A 24,174-nucleotide genomic window follows, 5' to 3' on the forward strand; every position below is an offset into this window, starting at 1 on the left:
CAATTTTTCTTGGAATCGGTTGGTCTAGCAAAAATTACATTACTAATTCCAAGAAAGCGGAGCATTTGGATCATCTGGAATTTCATAAAAAGGCAGCCTATCAATTAACAGACTTTCTTCATCTCTACTAAGATCTCTTGTTACAATATTGCAAAAATCTCTATTGCTCCCAAAATTAGCTGTTACTGCAGTCCTTAAATCTTGATTTCCTGCCACAGCTTCCTGAAAGCTGCTGTTATTGGCAAGATGAGTTTCCAGCACAGGTTTTGCGTCATTACCAAATTTGTTTTTCACATTCAGAATAGCTTGTCCCAATTTATTTGTGTTGCTACTAATTAATTTTTCTGCCACTCCTTCCTGCAAAATACGACTACCTGCTAAGATCTCTCTATTTTCATTATCCTTCACAACCGCTTTCCCTATTTCATCTACCTTGGTATTCAAAAGGTGCTGAGTTACGTTATTGACTAACGTCTTCGACTCATCTATATTATCGCCTAAGCCACTTGCATTAAACAAATATTCAGCTAATTTTTCAGGGCTAACCTTCCCTTCAGTAATTCTTTTTGCTTCACCTTTCTCTATACTGCCAGCATTAAATAACAACTCAGCTAACCTAGAAGTGCCGACATTTTTTATTATATCTTCAATAAAGCTCTTTTGATCCCACTGATAATTCTCTGCTAGTGCATTCTTAGCATCGTTAAATACTAGTTCAGAAATCTTATACGAGCTAACTTTATCTTCGGCAATCTTTTTGGCTGCAAATTGATCTAAGTTACTTTTATTAAAAAGCAACTCAGCGAGTTTTATTGGATCAGCTTTATTTATAAAATCCTGCGAATTAAGATTTATTTTATTAGCAACATGAGTAGCAAGATTTTGACCAGTGCTATCAGTTATATCAAGTACTGTTTTTCCCAATATATCTTTATTTTCATCAGTAAGTAGCTGTACAGCGACTTCCTCAATTGATGGGCTTTTTCCATCTCTACCTGCCGGACCTTGAGGACCATCTGCACCTTTTGATCCCTGCACCCCCTTGTCTCCTAAAAAAGCTTTTGCTATCTTACCATCATAAGCATTTTCGTTATCAGCAGTTTGATCAAGAAATCTGCCTAATTTCTCCACTAAAATTGATTTCTTTTTCCCATCTCCTATATCCTCTGTTGCATCAAGTATTTTTTTCGTGAATTCTAAAATTTTTATATTAGAGCCATCAGCTTTAGCAAAATTACCCTTTTCTGCCAAAAAATCTTTTGCTGTTTTATTATCACCATATATTTCATATTTTTCATCAAGAAGCTTCCCTAATGTATTAACTAAAATTGAAGTTGCATTGGGATCATGTTTATAAAATAATTCCCTTGCTAATCTATTGATTCCGTCACTGTCACGAGAAATAAATCCTCTATCTGTATCTTCCTTAGTATATACATTTTCAACATCAACCTTTTTATTTAATCCTTCATCTACTTCTTCCTTAGTATATACATTTTCAACATCAACCTTTTTATTTAATCCTTCATCTACTTCTTCCTTAGTATATACATTTTCAACATCAACCTTTTTATTTAATCCTTCATCTACTTCTTCCTTAGTATATACATTTTCAACATCAGCCTTTTTATTTAGGTAAGCAGGCAGAACATCTCGCCTAGAAAATGTACTATCTAGTATCAAGTTAGAGATTCTATCACCCTTATCAAAATCTTTTGCATAAAATATCGCCTCCACTATGGACTTTTCTGCTAACTTCTCTTCAAGTACTGTATGTTCATCATTGTTAGTACTTTTCATATCAAGTAGACTTTTAAAAGCTGCCGCTAAACCTCCTACTTTATAGCTTATTTCACCTTGACCATCTTGTTTATATTTTAATTCCAGACTACCATTGCTTGCATCTAAAGTATACTTATTACCTTTCTCATCGCTCAAGGTTATAATTTTAACATTTTCCAAATTTGATATTGATGTGCCGTGATTATCTTTAAACTCTACATTAGGTGTCATATCACTTCATATTAATTAAAACGAAAGGATACGCAAAAAAATATATTTTTTTATTAATACATGATGCAAAAAGAGCTTTATTCTATTTTAAATATAGAATTGCAATGAATTTTCCTTTTATTTCCAAATAAACTAATTTTCACTCTTTAACATTAATTACCACTAACTCAAATAACACAACCATTTCCAGCATTCAAAACCAAGGGTCGTGAGAAGAGTTTGTTTTGGGATGGATTGGACTACCGCTAGATCCGTGCGAACTTTTATTTATAATAATTTTACTATATCGCAAAGTCAGCTATTTTAGCCTACTTTTGCCACATTTAGGTACGAACTGATTTGCCTAACTTTGTTGTAACAATTTTACGCTTTTATTTTTGAAACACCCCTTTTACGTAAAAAGCTCTCACAAATATACGTACTATTTTATGTTTTTAGAAAAAGTCAATAATTAGATTTTTTGTGATGCTAATTGGCTTACATTTTTATTGAAAATATTTTTTAAAAAAGTGGTTGACTTATAGTTTAGCTGTCTTATGATAGCGTTAGCATTAGTATGTTTATTATGTAATGTTTATATGTTACATGATAGTATTAATATGGAGGGTAAAATGGACTTTTCTCAATATGTCGAAGGTGACGCTTTAGCATTATCTCACACCACAATAAATACAAGCGAATTGGTAATCTTTTTACGGAGTAGGACATACATTACAAAGCTTTCTTTACGGTATTGCAATATTGATGACACAGATGCAGAGGTCTTAGCTGGTGGGAATCTTTCACATCTTACTTTACTTAACTTAAGTAGTAACAATATTGGTGACAGAGGTGCAGAGAACTTAGCTAAAGATAATCTTTTAAATCTTACTTCACTTGACTTACAGTTTAACAATATTAGTGACGGAGGTGCAGAAGCCTTAGCTGACGGTAATCTTTCAAATCTTACTTCACTTAACTTACAGTCTAACAATATTGGTGACGGAGGTGCAGAGGCCTTAGCTGATGGTAATCTTTCAAATCTTACTTCACTTAACTTACAGTCTAACAATATTGGTGACGGAGGTGCAGAGGCCTTAGCTGATGGTAATCTTTCAAATCTTACTTCACTTAACTTACAGTCTAACAATATTGGTGACGGAGGTGCAGAGGCCTTAGCTAATGGGAATCTTTCAAATCTTACTTCACTTAACTTAAGTGGTAACAATATTGGTGACGAAGGTGCAGAGGCCTTAGCTAACAGTAAGCTTTTAGGTTGTACTAAAATTAACTTAGATGGTAACAATATTGGTGACAAAGGTGTAGAGGCCTTAGCTAACAGTAAGCTTTTAGGTTATACTAAAATTAACTTAGATGGTAATATTGGTGGCCAAGGTCCAAATGGCTTAGTAGAGTTCTTAGCTGGCGGTAAGGCTTTAACTCTTGCTTTACTTAACTCAGATGGTAACAATATTAGTAACAATATGAAGGACTTAGTTAACGTACCAAGAAATAGACAGGGATGGACTTCTTTACATTATGCTGTTAAAAATGGCAATGTAGGTAAAATAAATGATCTAATAAAAGGAGGAAAAAATGTTGATGCACAAGATGAACAGGGATGGACTCCTTTACATTTGGCTGCTACCGGAAGTTATACAAAGGTAGTAAATGCTCAAATGTACGGGGATGATATTCATGCTAGAGAAACCGGAAGTGAGGAACCTATATATATTAAAGCATGCAAAAATATTATAGAGTCTTTCCTAGACAAACTATTAAACATTAAAGTAGTAGGAGCTTTAATAAAAGGAAAAGCAGAGATTAATGCAAAAGATAATCAGGGAATGGCTCCTTTACATTGGGCTGTTAAAGTTGGTCATATAAATGTAGTAAATGGTCTAATAAAAGGAAAAGCAGAGATTAATGCAAAAGATAATCAGGGAAGGACTCCTTTACATTGGGCTGCTCTAATTGATCGTACAAGTGCAGTAAAAGCTCTAATAAAAGGAAAAGCAGAGATTAATGCAAAAGATAATCAGGAAAGGACTCCTTTACATTTGAGTATTCAAATTGGCAGGACAGATGTAGTAAATACTCTAATAGACAAAAAAGCAGAGATTAATGCAAAAGATAGACAGGGAAGGACTCCTTTACATTTGGCTGCTAGCAAAGGTGGTATAGAGGTAGTAAATGCTCTAATAGAAAAAGGGGCAGATGTTAATGCAGTGAATAAGTATGGAGATGCACCTCTGCGTTTTGCTGCTCGAGATGGCCATATAGATATAGTGAAAGCTCTAATACAAGGAGGTGCTAATGTTAACGCAAGAAATAGTGACGGTACTCCATTACATACAGCTTATGGCCATGAAGAGATAGTAAAACTTCTAATAGAAAAAGGGGCAGATGTTAATGCAGTGAATAGTAATGGAGATACACCTCTGCGTTTTGCTGATCGAAATGGCCATATAGATACAGTGAAAGCTCTAATAAATTACGTAACAAAACTAGAAGCTGCTGATCTGTATGTTAGTCAAAAGAACTTAGAAGAAAAGAATAGATTGATAGGTGATTTGCACGATCTACACAGTAGTTATCCACAACATCTTCAAAACTGTAAAAAAGAAGTCAAAAAGATTGAAAAAGAAAGTCAGGAACTACATTCCTTTTTGAAAAAAAGTGATATTAATGAACTAATTAGTGTGTGGGAAAGGAATGCAGACATACAGAATCAGATTGATAATCACGATAACCTAAAAGAGCAATATCCAGAATACGCTCATATTTTAATTAATAAAGCTAATGAAGTGAAAAAAGAAATTTTTCTGCACAATCATAAGCCGCTAATTGATGCTTTATCAGCACATTATAAATGTGATATAAAAACAATGACATTTGCTGGTATAGAAAACTTTTTTAAAGTTGTTCACAGGGATGATTTTAAAGAAAAGCTAGGAAATGGAGGAATAACTCTGAAAAACTTTGTAGATTTAAAAAATGTTGAAAAGAGAGATGATGTTCCTAAGTTAGGAGTAATTGCATTTAAGCATGGGTGTCAATTAAGTGAACCAAGGGTAACAAGAGTAATTGATCAGGCTCTTTCTCTCTAATAGGATCATTGAGCAAACTGTGGGTTCATGGTAGGAAAAAATTGACCTTACCCAAGAGAAGAAGAAAGAAAAATTTTCATAATAAAAGTGTTTTTTTAGAAGGAGCAGTAATGACACAAGGAAATTGGGACTCTGACAAAAATTTTGCAGGGTAGCTTGTTATATAGCTAAAAAGAACCAAATAGCAGGTTCACAATGTCAGTGAAGTTTATGAAGTTAGAATGGGTATAGAAGGAAAGAAAACACAGATCTCTAAAAAATATCAAAGTTAGAAAAATTATTCTTGCATTAGTTTTTATTTGTGCTATGTGCTGTACATAATATCTTTGTAGAATGGGGGGAGTATGTTAACTAGAGATATTTCAAGGCCTGAGCAGGTTTTTAGTGGAGCAGAAATAAGCGAAAAAAAAGAGCTATTAAAAAAGCTAGAAGAGAAATCAAATACTCGACAAGGGCAGTCAGAAATAGGCGGATCGTTTGATGATCAATATGAGTTGATTATAGAATATCTGTTGCAGATTCCACCATCTAATGATCGGTTAGAAATTTTACGAAAGCAAGGACATTCACAGAGTGACATAGATGAAATGTTTAGTCAGGGGGATTCTTGGTATACTCAATCAACCATATCGTCATTTCGAAGTTATAATAGTCCACCGTCTTTAATGGATAGTAAATATTCACTGAGTAAACAGGTATCTGTTTGGTCCGCTTTAGATCATAATCTCACAGAAAGTCAAAAGAAGTTAAACATAGAGTTACTAAATGTTTTAAAGTATCTAGAATGGCATGATGAAGGTGCTCTTTTTGATTATGATAATGGTCAGGTCGATGAGCTTGAAGAATTTTTAAAAAATAATAGAGGCAATCCAGATCTAAAAGCCGTTCTAAATGTCAAAAGAGGAGAATCTGGGTCAACAGTATTGCATGCGATTGCGGGAGCTCATATAGGTGCATCTTACCGTCAAGAAGACCGACCTATAAATTTACTCTTAGAAGCAGGAGCCAGTCCAAATATACAGGATGATAAAGGAGAAACACCTTTGCATCGCGCTTCTGCTATGGGCTATGATAAAAATATATATTCTCTCTTAAGGGGAAATGCTGACCCCAATATATGTGATGGACAAGGGAAAACTCCACAACAAACTGCAGTTGATAATCATAATTACCATGTTGAAAGGTGTTTTTTTACTGACAATCAAAAAAAGTTGCGAAAAGAATTAAATAATATACTTAATGAACATCGCTACAAAGAAGGCAATTTAGGCTATATTGTTACACTCACTCTATTTCAGTTTCTCGAAGATCTAGAGGAGTTTTTACATGAACATAAGAATAATAAAGACCTAAAAGTAGTTTTAAATACTCGGGACATAGCAGGAAAGTCAGAAGTGCTGGAACATGTAAAAAATGCTTTTTCCGGCTTTCAAGCTGCTGATGAAATAAAGAAATTACTTTTGGAAGCGGGAGCAAAAGAGTTCACGTATGAAAGGAAAAAATGCTTACCTAAATCTGGGGTTTTGTGGGGTAATATAATACCAGCTCAGAAGGAAAAGCTAAGTAGATCCTTAGGTATTTTATCTGAAATTCAAGACATAAATCAATTGGAAAAATTCGTGAAGATAGCTATCAAGTCTGGAGTGCGACTTAATTATCGTTTCACCGTTCCTTCACCTTTTGAAGGTTATAGTTTCACAGATTATGTGATAAAAAGAATTAGTGAATTAGAAAAGTATCCTAAAGTTGCTAGTGGTATAATATGTCAATTGGTATCAAAAGGAGCAGTGTTTGGTAGCCCAGAGAGCATTGATGTAATTGATGAACTGGGATTAGAATGCAAAGATCACAAAGCCAATATGATAAAAGCTTTTGAAGGTTACATTAATGATGCCCATAGGTTTATTAAAGTTGCGAAAAGTGCAACCACTAGTAAATTGAATGATATAGCAATAGGTAATACTACTCTTTACTTAGAATATTCGGAGGAGAGCAAAATAGATATTGCAAAGATCACCGATGGAGCGAGAAGTTTATGGTTAACTCATGAAAATGCAGGATATGAAAGAAATATAGTAAAGATTGGTGAAAGTGAGGTGGAAATTATAACGCAAAATGGTAAAAGGCATTACACAGACCTTACAGCCAATAGTAATATAGCATTGATTTTCTGTACCTCTTTTGGAGAATTAGAAGTTAGATTGTATTCTGATAAGCAAAATGAAAACAGGATTAGGGTAGAAGCAAGAGATCAAGGGATGTTGAAAAAATTAAAAGATTGTGGAGAAGAAATAGGAAAAAATTGCTCACTTGGTTATCACTCAGTTTATGATGCTATTGAACGTGGGTACTTCGAAAAGCCTGCTCCATCTTCAAGAATTGTCCAGGAAGAAAAATTACAAAATGGTAAATGGGCAGATCAAGTACGATATACAAGAAAAAATGGAGCACAAATTGGATAGTACTAAGCTTTGTAGACAAAAACGTTGGTATGGTTTTTACTGCTTCAAAAAGGTTTTACTTTATTTTTTTTATTTTAATAATAATATTTTTAGGAGGGTTTATGCACACATCTAAACTTACTGCAGCAGAGAAAGATTTAAATAGCAAGCTATTTTATGCTGTAGAACAAAATAACCTTGATAAGGTTAAAGAGCTTATTAGAAATGGGGCTGATATTCATGCTAGAGAAATTAGTAGTAAAAAAGCTATACACATTGCTGTTAAGAAAGGGAACAAAAATATCGTAGAGTTTTTCTTAAATGAAGGGATAAGCGTTAACGATACCAATAACAGCGGTTGGACACCTCTACACTATGCTGCCTTTGGTGGTGAGTTGGAAATAGCAAAACTTTTGGTTGCTAATGGGGCTAATGTTCGTGCTGAAAACGCTTATGGTCAAAAGCCTATAGATTTAATTCATTATGGTAAAGATGATGGATATAAAGGCATTATGGAACTTCTTCTAAATAAAGGAGGAGGAAAGGTTAATGATATTGATAAAGAGGGTTGGACACTCCTACACTATGCTGCCTTTAATGGTAATTTGGAAACTGTAAAGTTTTTAATTGACAAAGGAGCTAGCATTCATACTAAAAACAATGGACGTGAAACGCCTTTAGATCTCGCTAGAGAAGGAGGAAGTACGGAAGTTGTAAATATGTTAAGCAGTATAAATACAAAAGTGACAGATGTATCGGTATCTCAACTCTCTATACCAAGAAAAAGGACTGTATGAATTGATATAAGCAAAAAAGGGAGGATGTTTCTATAGGTTATACACGTCAAGTTATTGTTAAAAATAGCAGCAGGACTAACGGAGGTAATTCTTAGTTAATAGTTTAAGAAATCTTCTAAAGAAGTTATCTTGTTGTTTATGATTTTTTGAGCATAGCCTTTTATGCTAGATTCAAAGAAGACTGAATAGGCTGCTCCACACTTTCCACTTTTTCTAGCTTTGTGCTGGGCTTTAGCACATTATACAACGCAAAGCTCAGACACACCAATCCAGCTATTCCCACAACCGCTGCTATTACAGGCATTTTCATGATATACAATGCAACACCGCTTGCCAATAACACTGCACCAACAACACCAGCTACAATTGGTTGAATTGCCTTTTTTGATGATTTTTCGTCTACAGAATTTCCTTTACTATCAAAATATAGTTCAGTTGGAGATGGGATATCAGGCTCTTCTTCTGTTAAAGCATTTTGAGCTTTCTCACTGGTTTCAAATATTAGCTCGCTATCTTTATTAATATCTCCACGCAATTGAGCTGTAGCTTTACTTTCCCATGTTAAATTATCTGTCAACTTCTCTCTTGATTCTGTGAGAGCACGATTGCGTTTGATCTCTTTTCACAACTTCAGTAAAAGTGGTTGTAGAAATACTGGAACTTTGTGTCTGATCTATATCATCTTTTGTTAAAATATTTTTAGCTTCTTCACTGCTTGCAAGCATAGGTTCATGTATTTCAAGATCTTCACAGTCTTTATTGATATCTTCACAGCTAGTTTCAGCATTACCACTTACAGGTTTAACTTCTATATTAAGACTTTCTTTAAATTCCTTGAGAGTTGCTACAATTTCTTTACAATTTTGTTTATTAGCATAATCAATTAGTGTATAGCTTATCTTCTGGCTATTTGCTTTTTCTTTTATCATTTTCTGGTCGAGGATTTCTTTCAAAATACCGTTTTCTTTAGAAACTTCTAAAACTGCCCTAACAGCTTTGCTATTTTTCTCTGAAATACAGTATGCTAGTACCGTGTAGGTTGTTTTTTGAACACCCAGAATTTCTCCGGTTAATTCGTCATTCAGAAGATCTTTTAAAAATTTTCGTTTTGCTGCTTCTTGTAAAAACGTCTCAAAAGCTTGATTATTCTTAAGAGATATAGCATAACACGGTAGCGTAAATACTCCTTTCCTCCCTTCTTCACTATAAGGTATTTTTGTTGTTAAAATTTTCTGTAATGTATCATCATTAAATTTTTCAGCAATGCTATTCTCATTTTTCGTCCTTCTCCAGAACATAAAGGACTTTTTTTTTCCCTAGATTTTCTATTTCTTGCTTCAGAGTATCAAACTTACCTTTCTCTTTTTCTGTTAATCCACATAATTTATCAGTACGCTCTTTTTTCTTTACTGGCATAGTATTTCCCTTCGTATAATGTTTGTTTTATAAGTTAGTTGCGTTAATAACGTATTAATTGTGTGATTTTTAAGACGCTAATTTGTAAAATTTTTCCATTTGCTCACTCCATAGCATCGGTATTTCCCTTAAATCAACTAACCGCAAATTACTCGGTTGTCTCCCATTTACTATGTCTTCTTTGATCTTTGGTGCTAAATAATTTAATCTTAAAATTTGTTGTATACGTCTTGTACCTATATTAATTTTAATGCTCAGCTCTTTCACACTTCTATATTTTCCTTCCTCTAGTTGACGTTTCCAAAGATGGGCTCTTACCACTGCTTTCAGTAGCGCATTGTTTGTTTTTCCTTCTGGTTCCACTACTGTGCATTTGTTTCCTTTCTTCTTTAAATTCATTGGTATAAATTTTTCCTCTGACTCAGAACACACCTCTATTCCATCTTCTCTTACCCACACTGTTTTTATTAATTTCTTCACTGCTTCTTTCTGTTTTCCAAAACTTAAATTTTCCCATTTTTCTTTTTTTGCCCCTTTTTCCCAATTCTCATATAAGCATTCCGCTCTCTTCATTACTTCTTTTTCCACTTCTCCGGCTACTACTGTTCGGTTCATCGACTTGCAACCTTTTCCTCTTAAATGGTTATTGCATATATAATATCGATACCTTTTATTTTCTTTTTTTGAGTATGTCAGCGTCATGTTTACTTTGCAGCATCTGCATCTTATCATCCCCTTTAGTAGCGCCTCTTCATATTTTTTGCCTCGATATGGCTGATTCTTTATTAATTCCTGTGCCTTTTGCCATTTTTCTTCTTCTATTATTGCCTCATGCTTTCCTTTATACTGCTTCTCATAATGCCGTATTTTTCCCATATATATCGGATTTGTTATTATTCTCCTCACTGTGGCCTTTTTAAAGATATCTGATTTTGCTTTCGTTCGATATCCTTCTCTGTTTAACTCTCTTGCCAATTCTGCCATTGATCTCAGCTCCATATATCTCTCAAATATATGCTTTATTACTTTTGCTTCTTTTTCATTTATTATTAATTCCTTCTCTTTTACATCATACCCTAGTGGCACATTCCCTCCCATCCATAATCCTTCCTCTTTCGATGTTGCTATTTTATTTTTTACTCTCTCTACTATCATTTCTCTTTCTAGCTGTGCCGCTCCTGATAACACTGTTTGTACAAATTTTCCCATTGGTGTGTTGTTATCAAATATTTGCGTCACTGCTACAAAACTTATCCGGTGCCTTCTAAAAAATGACGTTACTTCTATGCAATCCTTCGTTTCCCTTGATAACCTGTCCAACGTGTATACTACCACGCAGTCTACCTCTCCGGCTTTTACATCTTCAAATAATTCCTTTATCGCTGGTCTATTTAAATTACTTCCTGAATAGCCTCCATCATCATACCTTTTGGCTAATGCTACCCACCCTTCTCGGCTTTTTATATATTTTTTACATGCTACTCGCTGTGCATCAAGACTATTAAACTTCTGCTCTAGCCCGTCTTCATTTGATTTTCTCGTATATATCGCACACCTTACCTCTTTTAGCATTCTCAACTTACCTTTTTATCACGCATCCCAAATAATAAAGGACCGTTGTAGCTCATTCCCATTATTTTTCCGGCTACCGCTGATAATGACGTAAAAAATTCTTCTCTGTAGATTAAACCCTTATCTGTTACCATCACTGCATGCGTTTCTTCACCTCTTTCTAATATCAACTCCGTTCCTACTGCTGGCAGTTTATCGCTACTTATCCTTTTTCCCTGTTCTAGCCGATCTGCCAGGTATTTTAGTCTTTTTGCTCCTTTTCTTGATATTTCTCCATACGCTTTCTCCTGCAACCTATACGCCAATCTTGGTATCAAATATTTCTTTGAGTTTCTAGGCGCTTCTTCCACAAAGACCTTCCTCCATATTTTTCTCAGCTCTTCCAACGCTTTTTTCTCTAAATTCAATACTTTCTTTTCTATTCCTTCCATCCTAGCTTCTGAATTTAAAAAAAAGTTGCGGCTCATAGCACTTTTTCATCCATAGTTTCTAGCTCTTTCACCTCTTCTTTTGCTACTATCACACCTGCTGCTGTACTTTCCGATACAACTCTTATTCTTTCTATAAATTCCCTCTGTTTATTTGCCATTTTTACGTTCTCTAACACTTCTTTTATCTCTTTATTATTTCTCACATAATCCATTGGGGTCTTGCCAAATTTATCTTTTTGTTCCACATTCCCTCCCGCTTTTACTAGCTCTTCTACTATTTTTATCTCTGCTACCATGCACGCAAGGTGTAACGCGGCAAATTTGCTACTTCGTTCCACTGCGTTTACATCGACTCCTGCCTTTATCAGCTCTTTTGTATTTTCTAGACGTTGCCCCATCACTGCTAGGTGTAGTGGTCTATATTTCCCGGCATCTGCTGCATCTACATCTGCTCCCTTTTTGATTAATAATTTCACTTTTTTCGGATCTGGCATTCCCACCGCGTAATGTAGTATCGTCCTTCCTTTTGTGTCTTTTTTGTTAATATTTTCTATTGAGTTATCTAATACTTCTTTCCACGACTTATTAAATTCTTCTCTTTCTTTCTTACTAAATTTTACCATAAGTTCCTCAGCTATTAATGCAATATAAAGTGGCTCCAATTTGGCTCACTTTAGCGCTTAGCAAACTTTGTTTGTTTACCAGCTACTTTTTCACTTAGGGCTGTTTTGGCATAAAAAGCAAGTTTTTTTTACAAAATATACACATTTTTTCAGCATATTATATTAAGATATAAATCTATATATTTAATCTGTTAAATAATAGCAATTCCTCTCCTGCTGTTGCCAGCTTTTCTCTTCTATTTTTTCCATATATTTAGCCTCTTATTTCCTCACAAAAAGTCTGCAAACATCTACAGCCCTTTCCTCCACATCATTTAGCTTCTTTCCACCATTTACCACCTGCTTTTCCGATACCTTACTTATTTTTTCCATTAACTCCCTCTGTTTGTTCACTATTTTTCCTCCTTTTTTCTTTAATACCTCCCTTGTCTCTTCATCACTTGCGTAATACATTGGGCTAAATCCTGATATACTTACCAGGTTTATTTCTGCCCCTGCTTTTATTAACTCTTCTACTATCTTTTTTCCACCTACCATACACGCTAGATGTAGTGCCGTATTTCCATCTTCTTCGGTTGCGTTTATATCTGCTCTGGCTTCTATTAATTCTTTTACGTTTTCCAGACGCATTCCAAGCGCTGCTGAGTGCAGTGGTGTATAACCTTCGTTATCTCTTGCATCTACATCTGCTCCTTCCCATATCAGCCAGTTTACTTTTTTTCTCGTCGACATTTTTGCTGCTCGGTGCAACATTGTTTCACCGTTTTCATTTTTTCTATTTATATGCTTTTTAGACAATTTGCCTGCAAGCAACTCTTGAAATAATTCATTAAAATCATCCCTTTCTTCTTGACTAATCCACATGATGTACCTCACTATAAAACTTCCTAACTTCTAGCGTTTGGTAAATCTTTTTTGTTTACCTACACCTACCTAATTTATAGCTGTTTTGGCATGGAAAAGCAACTTCTTTTTTTCAAAAAACACACATTTTTACCGAATATTAATGTAGTGTATGAAGATATAAGTATATGTATTTAACTCATTAAACATACGACCTGTTTTTCTTCCCAACTTCTGTTCAAATGTCGATGTTCGTGCCATGTTAGTACACCTGGGTAAAACACTAAAATGTACCTTTCTAACTCATGTATTGAATCCTTTTGCTCTGAATCTAAATCGCTTTCAAAATGAACATTGTGTTCTGCTAAACCAAATCTTATAACTTTCTGGTTGGTAAAATCTTCTACCTTGTAGTGGTGAGTAACGCTAAACCTTTCTAAAACTGGTTTATATTTTAAATTCCACAGTTGTTCAGATAGTTTGCTACTTCCCAATAAAAATTTATCCCCTTCCTCTTCTATACTAGTAACCGGAAAACATGCGTTTATTTCCCCTAAGTTCCAGCTATCTGATAATACTATTTGTGCCTTAGCAAACTTAATTGCCGGTAATAAGCTCTGTGGTAGCGGATATAGCGCTTTGAAGTTATACCACACATGATTCCTTTCATAAATACCGTTATAGTTCTTAGTATGAGGCTCGGTTTCTCCAAGTATTGCTACATCTAGGCGATATATATCATTGCTCAAAGCTTGTTCATAATGATTGCGTAGATAGTTCTCTATAATCCTAACAACTGGACCACTAGACCTGAAAAAATTTACTCTCCCAAATGATAACACTGGTCCATCTTTTTCGATCTTTGTACCAGAGTAGTCTGATAATAAGCTGCCAAAAAAGCTTTCATCTAAAATAAATCTTCCAATATTATAGTGGTCATTGAAAAGCCTCATTAGCCTCGATCTTGCTGGCAATGATAGTTTTGCTAGTTCTACTACTGCATCCACGAAGAAGTCGTTCGGAACATCTCTTATCCCTACCTGCAACTCAAAAAAGTGTTTACCGGGTGGCTCTTCAATGATCGTAATATCTTCTATATTTGCCCACTTTAATGCTATTTTCAGTGAGGCAGGTGTGCCACGCAGTCTTTGAAATTTTATTCCTTCTCTTATCGCCTTTCCTTTGTCTTTTACCCAACGCAGAATTTCCCCCAATCCATATTCTTCTATTATCCACGGTAGTATTTCATCTTTAGAATTAAACTTAAATCCTTTTATCCTGCTTGGATCAACTTTGTAATCGATAGCCTCTACTATGGCTCTTTCTTCTTTTGTGCTATTAGGTGGAAGTAACATTAGCTTTTGCCCATTAATTCGATTTCTAGCTTGCCTAAACAAACGCACTCATTCCCCAGTACCACAACATCTTTTCTTGGCTCTATTAATTCCACGTTTTCTACCCCTTCTACAAATAGATTTGCTATGATCCATGATTTTGTCACCTTCCATCCCAATCTTTTCGTTGCTTCAAATTTTTCGATAAATTTCTTCTTCACCGTTTCAATAATATCCGGTCTTTTAATGCTAATTTTGCTGTGGATATCTATTTCAATAATATTGCAACCAACTACTGTTATCGTATCTGTCAATACCCTTATATCATCCCTGGTGACTCGCTTTCTTACAATATCAAGTAGTTCTTCAGATGCTATGCCATTTGTGGATAACTCCGTGGATAAAATCGAGATCTCTACACTCCCTGGCACTTTTGATTCAACCAGCGCATCCTTTACTCTTCTATCTGCTGAGAGTGCATGATATCGATAATGTTCTTTACTTCCTCCAGTTGACCAGCCTTTTATTTTTGCCTTGATTCTTTTTCTAAATCGTTCATCTTCTTCTCCATCTTGCCTCTCTGCTCCATAAAACTCAGCTAAATTATCAAGTTCTTCCCCCCTTGCAAACTTCAGTAAGTTGCTCCTTGCCGCTTCGTTTATTCTTTCTCTCAGCAAAAGTTCTCGCCATGCTGCTACCTCTAAAATCTTTATTGCTGGGTCACTTTCTACTAATGCCGTAAAACTTTCATCACGACTTACTAATTCTTCTTTCATCCGGGAAAAAATCTCTTCAAAGTTCAGTGGTTCGATAATATTTGGCTGCTCCATCTCTATACCATAATCCCATCAAAATGAATATTTTTCCCATTTGGTAGATAAATACCATCTAATGAAATATTGACCTTTCCTTCTTTCACTTCTGTAATTTTTACTTTTTCTAACTTAAATCTTTGCTCCAACTTTTGTAGAGCTTCTGCTACTGCTGCATAGATTTCCAAAGTTAAATCCCTATTAATTGGCTTATCTACTAATTCAAGTAGTCTTGACCCATAATCCCTTCGCATAACACGTGATCCTATCGGCGTGGTCAGTATGTCAACTATCGATTGCTTTAGATGGTTTAATCCTTCCAATTCCTTTCCCGTGCTAGCATTCATGCCTCTCATTCTGCAAATACATTTTTGCTATCACCCATCACATGAAAACCACACGATACCAAGTCACCTGTTCTTGTTATGCCAATATCATTAACAAATACGCTATTTGATCCCTGAGTTAGTTTCTCCCCTAGAGTTAAGATATCTCCTTTTCGACACACAGATCTACCGTTTACAAAAACATCGCTGCTTCCACTCATACAAACATGTGCTGGTATTCCACTGCAATAATCCCCTATACAAACCACAGCTTTAGCCATACTTAATTAAGGTCGATTCTCTTTGCTTTGAGTTTTATGCCTCTCTTGGTAATCTTCATACTTGATTCTCCTACTTTCAACGTTATTTTATCCACTACATCTATCTTAAGATGGTGCTTTTCTTGCTCATATGATAACTTTGTCCCATCTTGAAATTTTACACTATTTATTTCCTTTTTATTCTCCGGAGGGGGATATTTCTCCTGATATATTGCTGGTAATACTACCCCTAATGACAACTCTCCATATGGCGATAATACTATTACTTGCTCATCAATATTCGGCGCAAACCAACTTCTATCTTCTCCTGCTCTTGCCGTTACCCACGGAAGCCAATCCGTTAAAAATTCCCCTATTTTTACCCGCACTCTTGCTTTTTCATAATCTACTTCTTTAACTAGACCTATACGAATAATGTTCGCTAACTTCCTATTCAGCTCTGAAATTGCAAAATTATGCTCTAACATTTTCGCCAACACTTATTGTATGTGGTATGATACCAGTTTCTAACCACATTGATTGACCTGTATGTAGCTCGTGAACCCATTCGACCAACCACACCAAATATGCATCCAACTCTGGTTTAAAATCATCCCCTCCTGCTGATATAAATTCACCTGCTGAAACATTTTCCACGTCCCAAGTATTCTTATTCACTACCCTTGCAATTTCCGCTGCCAGTGACCTTACCACTACCTGAGAATCCTCAACTGTTCCATCAACTACCACTCTTACCTCAAATCTTGCCCTCAACGCTAATTCCTCAGTCCCCGGATCTTTCCCTGGTTCTAAACTTGCAAGCTCTACAAATGCTGCTGGCGCTATTATTTCCCTACGTATTGCTGGATACACTTCGCACGTTTGTATTGCTGGGATTTCTTCTTTTAGCGTTTTACAAATCTTCTGATGTAGATCTCTCCAAAACATACGCTCTTAAATAAAATTAAGTTCATGGTCAAAATACTTCTCAAATACTCTCTCTACTTCATTAGAGACTAACTCTTTCATTGTTTCCCGAGCATGGGTATTTATTTTAATTTCATCTATTGGCAAAGACGTGGTATACCTTCGTCTGAAGATTCCTATATGACCATTTTTCATTGTTGCTATAAATGCTCCTTCATACGTACGGCTTCCTACTTTTGCTCCTATCTTTGTCTGTTTTATACTCCCAAGTTTTGCTACTCCTATCCACTGCGAACTGAGCTTTACTACTGACCATAAGCGCTTTCTATTTGCTTTATCCACACTTAACTTTTTTCTCATTGCTTTTTTTGGTATTTGTTTTTCTTCGCTAACTTGTTTGACAGTTTGTGACCTTACCCATAGTGCTGTTTTGTTTAGTGCCCTCACCGTTGCTTTTTCCACTTTTTTCCTTTCAGCATCTATACTTTGTATAATACTACCGGTGACTTCGATGTTAATACGCATCTACACCCCTGACGCTTGAATTTTCCATAGCATTCCCGAATTGTCCCTAAGTGGTGGTGAATATACTTTGTACTTACGCTTATCAATAATAAAGATATCTCCTTGTATCTTGTCAAAAGCATCTGATGTTTTAAGCTTAAGCATTAGGTGGAGAAGGGAAGAACTTTGAATATCTCCTTAGATATAAAATCTGTGTGGTAGACAAGAGTTCCCTTCTCAAAAGTATAGGCTGAACGGTATCGTAGAAAGACCTAAATGGTTATAATTCTGTATCCACAAGGTTAGCCTTACTTTTCATTTTAATAGTAACGTATGGAGTTATATATGATCAACAACTTTTTGGGTATAGACATATCAAAAGATCGCTTTGATGTTTCTCTTTCATTCATAAGCAACAAAGGAAAACGTGAAACCAGGAAAAGGAGTTTCAAGAATAATGATCATGGGTTTCAAGGTTTACTGAGCTTTCTACAAAAGCATAATGTAGAACAAGTAAAAGCCTGCATGGAAGCTACTGGTTGTTATAGTGAAGCCTTAGCTGAATTTCTACACAATACTGGACATTTTGTGAGTGTTGTTAATCCAGCTTGTATAAGATTTTATGCAAAAAGTAAGCTTATACGACAAAAGAATGATCAGACTGATGCAGAGATAATTGCCGATTATTGCCAAAGACAGGAACCTATTCGTTGGGCACCACCTTCTCCTGAGTTAAAGAAATTAAAGCATCTTTATCGTTGCTCGGCTGCGTTAAAAGATGAATTGACATTAGTAAATAACCACTTAGAAAAAAAAGAGAGACTGCCTAAAGAAGTTGCAAATGCTTGGGAAGACCTTGCAATGAACATAAAACAAAAAATAGAAAGAATAAAAAACTCCTTACGTGAACTATTAAATAAACACAAAGAATTGTTGGAAAATTTTCAACTTCTATTGACCATTCCAGGAATAGGAGAAGAATCAGCAGTAGCTATTTTGGCTGAAGTTCCTAACATAAAAGCTTTCAAGGATGCCAGGCAATTGGCAGCATATGCTGGAGCTATACCACGAAATATAACGTCAGGTACGTCTGTACATGCCAAGCCCAGATTAAGTAAATCCGGTTCACGAACATTATGTAAGGCAATGTACTTTCCTGCCATAGTAGCTAAGAATCATAATCCTACTATTATGACTTTTTGCAAAAGGTTAAAAGAGAAAGGCAAGCATAACATGGCCATTGTGGGAGCTGCAATGCGTAAGTTACTCCATATTGTTTTTGGTGTTTTAAGGTCAAAGAAGGCTTTTGATCCAGATCATATCAAAAACTACAGAGCTAGGAGTTTGGCTGAAAGTTTAGTGCTTTAAAATCAAAAAACGCTCCAATTATGTAAAATAGTATCTTACACAAATTTTGTAACTGGTTAGTGAATATGTTGATAAGTAAATTAATTTTATACGTACAAAAAAGCGGAAATTTACTTATCAACATATTCACTAACTATAATCTGTGTACCGTTACACAAAATGTGAATTGGAAGTATTTTTTAATTTTATGATACAGCTTGAACAATTTTTGTAATTTTTTTGTTGACTTGCAAGACGGTATCTACCATTGGCTTTAATACATCAAACACACTTACTTCCAACAATAAAATTTCTCCTACAAATTGTCCTTCACCAATCTCGTATAATTTATCTGGCTGTTGCTTTAGTACTTGTACCATATATGACTTATCCTTTGATTCATACAAAGCTACTTTTCCTAAATGGGCAAAACAATCTTGCAATAATCTCTTAATATTTTCTTGCATATTTTTCTGCTATATACTAACCTTTACATGCTAAGAAGGGGCACACAGGTAAAGCATTCTTCTGCCTCACCACTTTATAGTTGCTCTACCTGTGTTGTTATGTTACAACGACTTTTACTAATACTCCCGGTCTATGGCACATTGGCAGAGAATTTGACTGAGTATGTAAATCGGTCCCTCTATCAAATCTTCTTGGCTCTTGTTTCGCGTAAAGTGGCTGTCCAAGAGTATTTACTGTCTCATTAAAGTCTGCTGGTGCAAAATACGTTGTAAATGTGCTCGCTGTTCCTAGTGGAAAACAGTTTCCACTTTCTCTTTCTATAAATCTTCTTACGGTTCCTTCAGGGTCGGTTGCTTGCCCTCTATACTCTTCAAATGTTATTCCACAGAACGTAAATCCTGATCTCATGTCATTCCTCAGCGCTGCTCCTTCTTGCCATCTTTCATATGCCTCTTTCACTTTACTATGCGAAATTAGTGCATCAAAAAACTCTGGACTTACCAGTGCATGAATCCCCGTCATATATTCACCACTTAAATTGTCCTCAACATGGCGCAATACTTCCAGACACTTACGCTTTACATCGGTTGTCGCAGTCCCCAATGCAAAATTTACTACTTTTGGTGTAATTTCAAATTCGTTGTAAAGGTTTAATAACTCCGACCCATCAGCATCAAGAATGATTCCCTTCAGCGCTCCCATTCTCAAATGTTCTAACGTTATTGCGTGTTTATTTCTCATTAGCTGCAAATGATCAGTTATTACATCTGCCAATGCTTTCAGTTCACTTTCTGACCCAAATGCCCTTATTCCCTGTACTTCCTCAGGCAACACTACGTCATCATGTGGTATATGTGGAATGGTAAAAGTTCTTATTTTTCGTTTTCCACGTTTTCCTACTGTTGCTGGTGCTCCTGGTAACTGCGTTGGTAGTAAACTTAATACTCCATTTTGCTCCTCTATAGTAATATGTCTAAATCTTACTGACCTACTTGGAAACAAATTTAAATTTTCAACTCGTCCATAATTTATCGGCAATATATTTATCGCATTTGTTAGTGCCGTCATGCTAAATGCTGTATTTGTAAATGGATTTTGCATTTTTTCTTTTCCCCCTTTTGTATTTTTAATAGTTTTTTTAAGCTCCCTTGCGGATAATGATCCCTCGTCCTTCAAGGTGCTTTATTGCTGCAGTTTTCTGCTCTTCAATGATATTTGCTGGCCATACAACTGCATGATCTGCTAGTATTGCACCACGAGCAATAATTACTCCTTTACTATTTTCCTTTGCGTTTACATCGCTTGCTATCACTCCTATAGCCGTTTGTGTCCCATCTGTGGCAGTTGGATTTAAAGCTTTAATAAAACCATCTTTAGTATCATAACCAACTACTTTTCCCAGCTTTAGATTTTGTCCCTTGGCTACTGTTATTTGATCTCTTGAATATAGGTTGGACACTTCATATTTCAGAAGATCGCCTAAATTATTTCCTTCAGTTATACTTATCATGTCTTTTTCTCTCCTTTTTTTATTTTTTTACCGCCATATTTGTGGTTGTTATACACGGCGGTTATACACATACTTTAAATGTTTGATTGCGCACGACTTTTCGCTACCTGCATCATCAACTCTTCTCCTGAATTCTGTGGTATTGCACTTAGTATTTCTGTCTTCTTCGTTCGCTCTGCAAGTAACTCCATTAAAACTTCCCTAGCTTGCTCAACACTTACGCTTTGCTCAATAAATTCTCCTATCTTTTCTGGCATTCGTGATAAGTTACATAAACGTATTAATTCAAGAACTTCAGTACGATACTTAGTTAAATTGTCAGTTTCTAGGTCATTTGTAGTTTTTTCATTCATAGTAATATCCCCTTTTTTATTAATAGATTTAAACTCTGAAAGAATTGTAATTCCATCTGCAAGACCTATTTCTACTGCTTTCTCGCCAAAATATAGCCCTGCTTCTGTTGATTTTATTGCCTCTACAGAAAGGTTTCTATTGCGTGCTATTAGCTCAACCAGCATTCCATATAAACGATTCACTTCGCTTTTTAGGCTTTCTAAACTCTCAGAAGTTATTGGCTCATGTGGATTTAAATCATTTTTTCTACTTCCTGCAAATACTGTCGTATATTTTATTCCCTGTTTTTCATCAAACCCACTTTGATCTATATGACTTGCTATTACTCCTATGCTTCCAACTCCTGAAGTTCTAGTTACCAATACTTTTTCAGCACTTGATGCAATTGCATACGCCGCAGAATACGCATCATCATTTGCTATTGCCACAATCCTCTTTTTTCTCCTTGCTTGGTAAATAAAGTCGGAAAGGTCGAATAAACCGTTTACTTCTCCTCCGGGGCTGTCTATGTCCAAAATTATTGTTTCTACTTCTTTATCTATTAAAGCTTCTTCTATCTCTTCACTTATCTTCTCATACGATGTCATCCCCAATACATCATCAAAAACTTCTGACTTTTTCGTCAAGATTCCATGTATTGGTATTATTCCTCTTTCACTATTTCTTACCGCATGTTTTATATTTTTAAAGATAGGCTGCTTTCCTGTTTGTAGTGACAGTAATTCAAAACTCCTTGGTTCTACCATTACACATCTGTTTAGCCATATCGCTTGGTTTTTCATATTATCTCTTGATTAGTAGTAACGTCGGAATCAAAACTTAAACCCAAGGAACTAGCACGTCTTTGATCTTCTGCAATTTCTTGGTCTATTTCTTCTACATCATAACCTAGCTCTGAAACCACTTCTGATCGACTCTTAAATCCATTTCTTACTGCCATTTGTTGTGCTTGCTGGTCTTTTAAAGGATCCACCCAATCAAATCCCTGTGGTATCCATTTTACTTCTTCTTTCGCTGCTTTTGCTACTTTTTTATCTATACTCAGTTCTCCACAGAGTACTGCTAATTCTAGCCATCTACTCCATACTGGTCTGCAAAATTGAAATACCATAATGTTGTGTTGCAGCATAGCACATCTACGACGAAACTCTATTAATCCTGCTCGAATGGATGAATAATTAACGCCCGTTAAATCTCCTGTTAGTTGCTCATATGTTATCCCTGTGCCTATTGCTATTGCCCTCAGCTGCTGTCTCATGAATGCTTCATAACTTCCTCCTACATCAGATGGCTCTGAAAATTTTATGTCTTCTCCTGGGTCTAAAAGCTGCATTGTTCCTGGCTCTAAACCTGATAGTGCTACTCCTTGCTCATTACTTTCACCTTCTCCTAAAATATTTGCTTCAGGATCGAGCCTTGTAATAAACCCTGCAAACATCGCTGCTGTCTTTTTTCTCACTAATTCTGCATCATCATATTGATCAAGTTCATAGAGCTTTAGCAGTATACTCGAAAGCCATGGCTCTCCTCTAATTTGCCCAGGTCTTAATGGTCTATAAATATGTAAAACATCATTTGCTGGCACTCTCACTGATTCACCAAATGAGCCTTCACCAGGGTGTTCTTTAAATAGGTAATATGCTTCTCTTTGCCCAAGCTTGTTAAACTCAATCCCGTTTCTTATTACATTACCATTTCCTAAAGTTTGATTTGTTTTATTATTTAAATGTTCAGACTCAAGTACTTGCAGTTGTAATGGCACAGAAAATCTATCTTCCAGCTTTCTCGTTCTTAAACGTACAAAACATTCTCCTCCCTCTATCATACTTCTGCATACTAGAGCTTGTAATCCATAAAAATCACTTACTCCGTTACTGTCTGCTTCATCTGTCCATCTTAGCCATAATTCTTGCACCCTCTTTCGAAATTCCCCATCCCTTGCTTTTGATTGCGGTTTTATTCCTGTTCCAATAGAGTTACTTACTATTGTATCAATAATATTTGCTGCATATGGATTTTTTCTCACCATATCACGTGATCTACTACGTAAAGTTTCAAGGTTTTGAGACAGCAAATTGTTTATACTTCCTAACTCTGGTTGAAAGTGAAAAAATCTTCTTCCTGAGCCTGCAGCATCCCAGGCTGAGCTTTTTATCTTTGGTTTGTTAAATAGTTGTTTGAATGATTTTAATAACATTTTGCCTCTTTGATTATGCAACAAGTTGTTGCACAATTTGACATTGAAAAATTATAGCAAGTTGCTAGAGAATTTGGTCAACAGATTGTATGTAGAGAGTCATTACTCTGGACTACGTTTATAAATTTCTTTTCGATGTCCTATTGCTGCAATTTTGACCATGTGCTCTGAGTTATCTATTAAGTATATGACTCGATAATCGCCAACACGCAACCTAAAGTAGCCTACCCATTTATGCGATAAAGCCTCACCTACTTTATCAGGAATAATTGTGAGACGTTTTTCTATAGCTTTTTGCACCCTTAACCGTATTGTTTTCGGAAGAGAAGGAAGATCTTCGGTATCTACACCTTCTAAATAACCAATTTGGTAAATTATTCCCACTTGATATCTTCATGTCTAATTATTTTTGCTCCAGGAACATTACGTTTAGCAGCAAGTTCAAGTAGAGCTATTTCTCCTTCATCCATTTCGTCACCTTCAGATAGTTTACTTACCTCAAGTTCTTCTTCTACTAGATCTTTTACAATTTCTTCAATAGTTCTATTTTGAACTTTTGCCATTTCTGTAAGATACTGAGCAAATTCCCCCTCAAAATTTACATTAACATTAAGCCTTCCTTGACTTTGATCCATATTATTCACTGTAAGATATCAACTCTAAACTATAACATTTTTACATAATTTTGTCAACCCCTTTATTTGTTGAAAAAACAATTTTTCTCTTTGGCTTCATACCTGCAATTTTCAATTCAGCCTTAATACGTTGTCTTAAGCTTAGTAAATCATTTATATCTACTTCAGCATATCTTACAACATGGTCACCATATGCAATTGATACTACTCGCTCTCCGTTTTGTAGTTTCTTTATCGCTTCTTCGACTTGAATTAGATAATCTTCGTTATACATT

At 35.4% G+C, this 24,174-nt stretch carries 27 protein-coding genes; 4 read left to right on the forward strand and 23 right to left on the reverse strand.

The window, feature by feature from the left end; translation table 11 throughout:
• Positions 1–42: 42 nt before the first annotated feature.
• Positions 43–2,013, reverse strand: a complete 1,971-nt coding sequence (locus ACFEL3_RS02525; RefSeq protein ID WP_265017936.1) for a hypothetical protein — start codon at positions 2,011–2,013, stop codon at positions 43–45.
• A 611-nt stretch (positions 2,014–2,624) separates the two neighbouring features.
• Here ACFEL3_RS02525 and ACFEL3_RS02530 point away from each other — a divergent pair.
• From ACFEL3_RS02530 to ACFEL3_RS02540, 3 genes are all read left to right on the forward strand, one after another.
• On the forward strand, positions 2,625–5,102 hold the full coding sequence (locus ACFEL3_RS02530; RefSeq protein WP_375316778.1) for an ankyrin repeat domain-containing protein: 2,478 nt from the start codon (positions 2,625–2,627) through the stop codon (positions 5,100–5,102).
• Between the two features lie 344 nt (positions 5,103–5,446).
• Entirely contained in the window at positions 5,447–7,564 is a 2,118-nt protein-coding gene (locus tag ACFEL3_RS02535) for an ankyrin repeat domain-containing protein (protein WP_015588928.1), read from the forward strand.
• A gap of 101 nt (positions 7,565–7,665) precedes the next feature.
• Positions 7,666–8,340, forward strand: coding sequence for an ankyrin repeat domain-containing protein (locus ACFEL3_RS02540; protein WP_244226857.1), 675 nt, complete (start codon positions 7,666–7,668; stop codon positions 8,338–8,340).
• A 160-nt stretch (positions 8,341–8,500) separates the two neighbouring features.
• On the opposite strand, the gene ACFEL3_RS02545 is transcribed toward ACFEL3_RS02540, so the two are convergent.
• From ACFEL3_RS02545 to ACFEL3_RS02610, 14 genes are all read right to left on the reverse strand, one after another.
• On the reverse strand, positions 8,501–8,917 hold the full coding sequence (locus ACFEL3_RS02545; protein ID WP_265039532.1) for a hypothetical protein: 417 nt from the start codon (positions 8,915–8,917) through the stop codon (positions 8,501–8,503).
• Positions 8,907–9,638 (reverse strand): hypothetical protein, encoded by a 732-nt coding sequence (locus tag ACFEL3_RS02550; protein WP_265017939.1) that lies wholly within the window; start codon positions 9,636–9,638, stop codon positions 8,907–8,909. The genes ACFEL3_RS02545 and ACFEL3_RS02550 overlap by 11 nt, the downstream gene beginning before the upstream one ends.
• Positions 9,613–9,756, reverse strand: a complete 144-nt coding sequence (locus ACFEL3_RS02555) for a hypothetical protein (RefSeq protein WP_010962488.1) — start codon at positions 9,754–9,756, stop codon at positions 9,613–9,615. The genes ACFEL3_RS02550 and ACFEL3_RS02555 overlap by 26 nt, the downstream gene beginning before the upstream one ends.
• 69 nt (positions 9,757–9,825) lie before the next feature.
• Positions 9,826–11,328: a recombinase family protein gene (locus tag ACFEL3_RS02560; RefSeq protein ID WP_010962487.1), complete on the reverse strand. Its 1,503-nt coding sequence runs from the start codon at positions 11,326–11,328 to the stop codon at positions 9,826–9,828.
• A 2-nt stretch (positions 11,329–11,330) separates the two neighbouring features.
• A complete protein-coding gene (locus tag ACFEL3_RS02565) occupies positions 11,331–11,759 on the reverse strand; it encodes a DUF2924 domain-containing protein (protein WP_015588926.1) in 429 nt (142 codons plus the stop codon).
• A gap of 32 nt (positions 11,760–11,791) precedes the next feature.
• On the reverse strand, positions 11,792–12,382 hold the full coding sequence (locus tag ACFEL3_RS02570; RefSeq protein ID WP_010962485.1) for an ankyrin repeat domain-containing protein: 591 nt from the start codon (positions 12,380–12,382) through the stop codon (positions 11,792–11,794).
• Between the two features lie 261 nt (positions 12,383–12,643).
• Positions 12,644–13,246, reverse strand: a complete 603-nt coding sequence (locus ACFEL3_RS02575) for an ankyrin repeat domain-containing protein (RefSeq protein WP_010962484.1) — start codon at positions 13,244–13,246, stop codon at positions 12,644–12,646.
• A gap of 173 nt (positions 13,247–13,419) precedes the next feature.
• A complete protein-coding gene (locus ACFEL3_RS02580; RefSeq protein ID WP_015588924.1) occupies positions 13,420–14,580 on the reverse strand; it encodes a phage tail protein in 1,161 nt (386 codons plus the stop codon).
• Positions 14,580–15,389 carry a baseplate J/gp47 family protein gene (locus ACFEL3_RS02585; protein WP_010962482.1) on the reverse strand — a complete coding sequence of 270 codons (810 nt, stop codon included), beginning with the start codon at positions 15,387–15,389 and terminating at the stop codon, positions 14,580–14,582. Before ACFEL3_RS02585 ends, ACFEL3_RS02580 begins: the two co-directional genes overlap by 1 nt.
• A 2-nt stretch (positions 15,390–15,391) precedes the next feature.
• The gene (locus tag ACFEL3_RS02590; protein ID WP_015588922.1) at positions 15,392–15,727 is read right to left on the reverse strand and encodes a GPW/gp25 family protein; all 336 of its coding nucleotides are present in this window, start codon (positions 15,725–15,727) and stop codon (positions 15,392–15,394) included.
• Entirely contained in the window at positions 15,724–15,978 is a 255-nt protein-coding gene (locus ACFEL3_RS02595) for a PAAR domain-containing protein (protein ID WP_010082109.1), read from the reverse strand. Before ACFEL3_RS02595 ends, ACFEL3_RS02590 begins: the two co-directional genes overlap by 4 nt.
• 2 nt (positions 15,979–15,980) lie before the next feature.
• On the reverse strand, positions 15,981–16,445 hold the full coding sequence (locus tag ACFEL3_RS02600; protein WP_015588920.1) for a phage baseplate assembly protein V: 465 nt from the start codon (positions 16,443–16,445) through the stop codon (positions 15,981–15,983).
• Entirely contained in the window at positions 16,432–16,905 is a 474-nt protein-coding gene (locus ACFEL3_RS02605; RefSeq protein WP_015588919.1) for a hypothetical protein, read from the reverse strand. The genes ACFEL3_RS02600 and ACFEL3_RS02605 overlap by 14 nt, the downstream gene beginning before the upstream one ends.
• Positions 16,906–16,911: 6 nt before the next feature.
• Positions 16,912–17,409, reverse strand: coding sequence for a phage tail protein (locus tag ACFEL3_RS02610; protein WP_010962479.1), 498 nt, complete (start codon positions 17,407–17,409; stop codon positions 16,912–16,914).
• A 324-nt stretch (positions 17,410–17,733) separates the two neighbouring features.
• Here ACFEL3_RS02610 and ACFEL3_RS02615 point away from each other — a divergent pair, with 324 nt between their 5' ends.
• Entirely contained in the window at positions 17,734–18,756 is a 1,023-nt protein-coding gene (locus tag ACFEL3_RS02615) for an IS110 family transposase (RefSeq protein WP_070357039.1), read from the forward strand.
• Positions 18,757–18,941: 185 nt separating this feature from the next.
• On the opposite strand, the gene ACFEL3_RS02620 is transcribed toward ACFEL3_RS02615, so the two are convergent.
• The 8 genes from ACFEL3_RS02620 to ACFEL3_RS02655 form a co-directional block, all read right to left on the reverse strand.
• Positions 18,942–19,202 (reverse strand): hypothetical protein, encoded by a 261-nt coding sequence (locus ACFEL3_RS02620; RefSeq protein ID WP_275019377.1) that lies wholly within the window; start codon positions 19,200–19,202, stop codon positions 18,942–18,944.
• A gap of 97 nt (positions 19,203–19,299) precedes the next feature.
• Entirely contained in the window at positions 19,300–20,304 is a 1,005-nt protein-coding gene (locus ACFEL3_RS02625) for a major capsid protein (protein ID WP_006280204.1), read from the reverse strand.
• Between the two features lie 37 nt (positions 20,305–20,341).
• Positions 20,342–20,713: a head decoration protein gene (locus ACFEL3_RS02630; RefSeq protein WP_010082142.1), complete on the reverse strand. Its 372-nt coding sequence runs from the start codon at positions 20,711–20,713 to the stop codon at positions 20,342–20,344.
• 74 nt (positions 20,714–20,787) lie between these two features.
• Positions 20,788–21,849 (reverse strand): S49 family peptidase, encoded by a 1,062-nt coding sequence (locus ACFEL3_RS02635; RefSeq protein ID WP_006280203.1) that lies wholly within the window; start codon positions 21,847–21,849, stop codon positions 20,788–20,790.
• Positions 21,846–23,264, reverse strand: a complete 1,419-nt coding sequence (locus ACFEL3_RS02640) for a phage portal protein (RefSeq protein WP_265017945.1) — start codon at positions 23,262–23,264, stop codon at positions 21,846–21,848. The genes ACFEL3_RS02635 and ACFEL3_RS02640 overlap by 4 nt, the downstream gene beginning before the upstream one ends.
• Before the next feature lie 102 nt (positions 23,265–23,366).
• The gene (locus tag ACFEL3_RS02645) at positions 23,367–23,648 is read right to left on the reverse strand and encodes a type II toxin-antitoxin system RelE family toxin (protein ID WP_010962706.1); all 282 of its coding nucleotides are present in this window, start codon (positions 23,646–23,648) and stop codon (positions 23,367–23,369) included.
• Entirely contained in the window at positions 23,639–23,899 is a 261-nt protein-coding gene (locus ACFEL3_RS02650) for a hypothetical protein (protein ID WP_012673197.1), read from the reverse strand. Before ACFEL3_RS02650 ends, ACFEL3_RS02645 begins: the two co-directional genes overlap by 10 nt.
• Before the next feature lie 40 nt (positions 23,900–23,939).
• Positions 23,940–24,173, reverse strand: a complete 234-nt coding sequence (locus ACFEL3_RS02655; protein WP_010962704.1) for a gpW family head-tail joining protein — start codon at positions 24,171–24,173, stop codon at positions 23,940–23,942.
• Position 24,174: the final 1 nt, after the last annotated feature.

It is taken from the genome of Wolbachia endosymbiont (group A) of Opomyza germinationis, assembly GCF_964264765.1.
In the GTDB taxonomy this organism is placed as follows: domain Bacteria; phylum Pseudomonadota; class Alphaproteobacteria; order Rickettsiales; family Anaplasmataceae; genus Wolbachia; species Wolbachia pipientis.

Coding starts and splice junctions, on each gene's coding strand:
- ACFEL3_RS02615 (WP_070357039.1), top strand. CDS start 17,734: ATGATCAACAACTTTTTGGGTATAGACATATCAAAAGATCGCTTTGAT.
- ACFEL3_RS02595 (WP_010082109.1), bottom strand. CDS start 15,978: ATGGCTAAAGCTGTGGTTTGTATAGGGGATTATTGCAGTGGAATACCA.
- ACFEL3_RS02625 (WP_006280204.1), bottom strand. CDS start 20,304: ATGCAAAATCCATTTACAAATACAGCATTTAGCATGACGGCACTAACA.
- ACFEL3_RS02530 (WP_375316778.1), top strand. CDS start 2,625: ATGGACTTTTCTCAATATGTCGAAGGTGACGCTTTAGCATTATCTCAC.
- ACFEL3_RS02605 (WP_015588919.1), bottom strand. CDS start 16,905: ATGTTTTGGAGAGATCTACATCAGAAGATTTGTAAAACGCTAAAAGAA.
- ACFEL3_RS02525 (WP_265017936.1), bottom strand. CDS start 2,013: ATGACACCTAATGTAGAGTTTAAAGATAATCACGGCACATCAATATCA.
- ACFEL3_RS02575 (WP_010962484.1), bottom strand. CDS start 13,246: ATGTGGATTAGTCAAGAAGAAAGGGATGATTTTAATGAATTATTTCAA.
- ACFEL3_RS02610 (WP_010962479.1), bottom strand. CDS start 17,409: ATGCGTATTAACATCGAAGTCACCGGTAGTATTATACAAAGTATAGAT.
- ACFEL3_RS02600 (WP_015588920.1), bottom strand. CDS start 16,445: ATGTTAGAGCATAATTTTGCAATTTCAGAGCTGAATAGGAAGTTAGCG.
- ACFEL3_RS02630 (WP_010082142.1), bottom strand. CDS start 20,713: ATGATAAGTATAACTGAAGGAAATAATTTAGGCGATCTTCTGAAATAT.
- ACFEL3_RS02590 (WP_015588922.1), bottom strand. CDS start 15,727: ATGAGAGGCATGAATGCTAGCACGGGAAAGGAATTGGAAGGATTAAAC.
- ACFEL3_RS02655 (WP_010962704.1), bottom strand. CDS start 24,173: ATGTATAACGAAGATTATCTAATTCAAGTCGAAGAAGCGATAAAGAAA.
- ACFEL3_RS02620 (WP_275019377.1), bottom strand. CDS start 19,202: ATGCAAGAAAATATTAAGAGATTATTGCAAGATTGTTTTGCCCATTTA.
- ACFEL3_RS02555 (WP_010962488.1), bottom strand. CDS start 9,756: ATGCCAGTAAAGAAAAAAGAGCGTACTGATAAATTATGTGGATTAACA.
- ACFEL3_RS02585 (WP_010962482.1), bottom strand. CDS start 15,389: ATGGAGCAGCCAAATATTATCGAACCACTGAACTTTGAAGAGATTTTT.
- ACFEL3_RS02640 (WP_265017945.1), bottom strand. CDS start 23,264: ATGTTATTAAAATCATTCAAACAACTATTTAACAAACCAAAGATAAAA.
- ACFEL3_RS02650 (WP_012673197.1), bottom strand. CDS start 23,899: ATGGATCAAAGTCAAGGAAGGCTTAATGTTAATGTAAATTTTGAGGGG.
- ACFEL3_RS02540 (WP_244226857.1), top strand. CDS start 7,666: ATGCACACATCTAAACTTACTGCAGCAGAGAAAGATTTAAATAGCAAG.
- ACFEL3_RS02570 (WP_010962485.1), bottom strand. CDS start 12,382: ATGGTAAAATTTAGTAAGAAAGAAAGAGAAGAATTTAATAAGTCGTGG.
- ACFEL3_RS02550 (WP_265017939.1), bottom strand. CDS start 9,638: ATGTTCTGGAGAAGGACGAAAAATGAGAATAGCATTGCTGAAAAATTT.
- ACFEL3_RS02635 (WP_006280203.1), bottom strand. CDS start 21,849: ATGAAAAACCAAGCGATATGGCTAAACAGATGTGTAATGGTAGAACCA.
- ACFEL3_RS02560 (WP_010962487.1), bottom strand. CDS start 11,328: ATGCTAAAAGAGGTAAGGTGTGCGATATATACGAGAAAATCAAATGAA.
- ACFEL3_RS02565 (WP_015588926.1), bottom strand. CDS start 11,759: ATGGAAGGAATAGAAAAGAAAGTATTGAATTTAGAGAAAAAAGCGTTG.
- ACFEL3_RS02535 (WP_015588928.1), top strand. CDS start 5,447: ATGTTAACTAGAGATATTTCAAGGCCTGAGCAGGTTTTTAGTGGAGCA.
- ACFEL3_RS02580 (WP_015588924.1), bottom strand. CDS start 14,580: ATGTTACTTCCACCTAATAGCACAAAAGAAGAAAGAGCCATAGTAGAG.